The sequence below is a fragment of the Jatrophihabitans sp. genome, from assembly GCF_036388195.1.
In the GTDB taxonomy this organism is placed as follows: domain Bacteria; phylum Actinomycetota; class Actinomycetes; order Mycobacteriales; family Jatrophihabitantaceae; genus Jatrophihabitans_A.
The window spans coordinates 1-1519 of sequence record NZ_DASVSG010000078.1; the positions used below are offsets into that span (position 1 = coordinate 1).

2 protein-coding genes are annotated in these 1519 nt (G+C 68.6%); both read right to left on the minus strand.

What is annotated here, in order from left to right; genetic code table 11:
* Positions 1-757, minus strand: a 757-nt coding sequence (locus VF612_RS08355; RefSeq protein WP_408659399.1) for a carbohydrate ABC transporter permease, incomplete at its 3' end; no start/stop codon positions are given.
* The coding region (locus VF612_RS08360; protein ID WP_408659400.1) for a carbohydrate ABC transporter permease at positions 754-1519 on the minus strand (766 nt) is incomplete at its 5' end. The genes VF612_RS08360 and VF612_RS08355, both read right to left, overlap by 4 nt.

The window sequence follows — 1519 nt, forward strand, 5'->3', positions numbered from 1 at the left end:
CGGTCAGGTAGACCGGTGCGGTCCCGGCCACGGTGCCGGTCAGGGTCCGGGCCAGCAGCAGCTCGTTCCAGCTGAAGATGAAGCAGATCAGCGAGGTCGCGGCGATGCCCGGCAGGACGATGGGCGCCACCACCTGACGGAGGGTCAGCAGCAGCCCCGCGCCGTCCATCGAGGCCGCCTCGAGGATCTCGACCGGCACCTCGGCGAGGAACGAGCGCATCATCCACACCGCGATCGGCAGGTTCATCGCCGTGTACAGGACGATCAGCAGCCAGATGTTGTCCAGCAGGCCGCTGAACTGGGCGAACAGGTAGATGGGCAGCAGCCCGGCCACGATCGGCAGCATCCGGGTGGACAGGAAGAAGAACATCACGTCGGTCCACTTGCGCACCGGCTTGATCGACAGCGCGTAGGCGGCCGGGATGGCCAGCAGCAGCACGATGATCGTGGAGACCACGCTGGCGGTCAGCGAGTTGGCCAGCGACGGCCAGGGGCTGGTGCCGGCGCCCACACCGAAGAAGGACTGGTAGCCCTCGGTGGTCAGCGGGGCGAAGAGCGACGGCGGGTTGGTGGCGGCGTCCTCCTCGCTGTGGAACGACGTGAGCACCATCCAGAGCACCGGCACGACGAACAGGAAGCCGATCAGCCAGGCGAGCAGCCCCAGGAGGGCACCGGACCGCGGCTTGCGCGGCCGGCGGGGTTGACCCTGGGGCGTGCGGGTGGCGGCGACCGGTGCGACGTCGGTGACGGAGCTCATCGCGCGTTCTCCTCCTGGAACAGCGTCGACACCGTCCGCAGCGCCAGGGTGGCGATGACGATCGTGCCGATGACGACGACGACGCCGGCGGCGGACGCCCGGCCGTAGTCGTGGGCCTGGTAGAAGGTCTGGTAGATCACGTACGGGAGGTTCGCGGTGCCCAGGCCGCCCGAGGTGATCGTGAAGACCGCGTCGAAGTTCTGCACGATGTAGATCGACCCGAGCAGGCCGCCCAGCTCCAGGTAGCGGCGCAGGTGCGGGAAGGTCATGTACCGGAAGATCTGCCAGCTGCTGGCACCGTCGATGCGCGCCGCCTCGATGACGTCCAGCGGCCGGCTCTGCAGCCCGGCCAGCAGGATCAGCATCATGAACGGCGTCCACTGCCAGATGAGGGCGATCTCCACCGAGACCAGCGGCGCCGTGGTGATCCAGTCCGGCTGTGGCGCGTTGTCGGAGCCGAACAGCCGCCAGATCGCGGTCAGGGTGCCGTTGAGCAGGCCGTACTCCGGGTTGAACAGGGCGTGCTTCCACAACAGCGCCGCGGCCACCGGGACGACGAGGAACGGCGTGATCATCATGGTCCGCACCACGCCCCGGCCGCGGAACTGCCGGTCCAGCAGCAGCGCGATGCCCATCCCGAGCAGCAGGCTGACCAGGACGACGACCACGGTGAGGACGACGGTCACCCAGATGGCCCGGCGCATGTTGACGTCGGTCAGCACGCTGGCGTAGTTGCTCAGACCGGCGAAGCCGCGCTCGTCG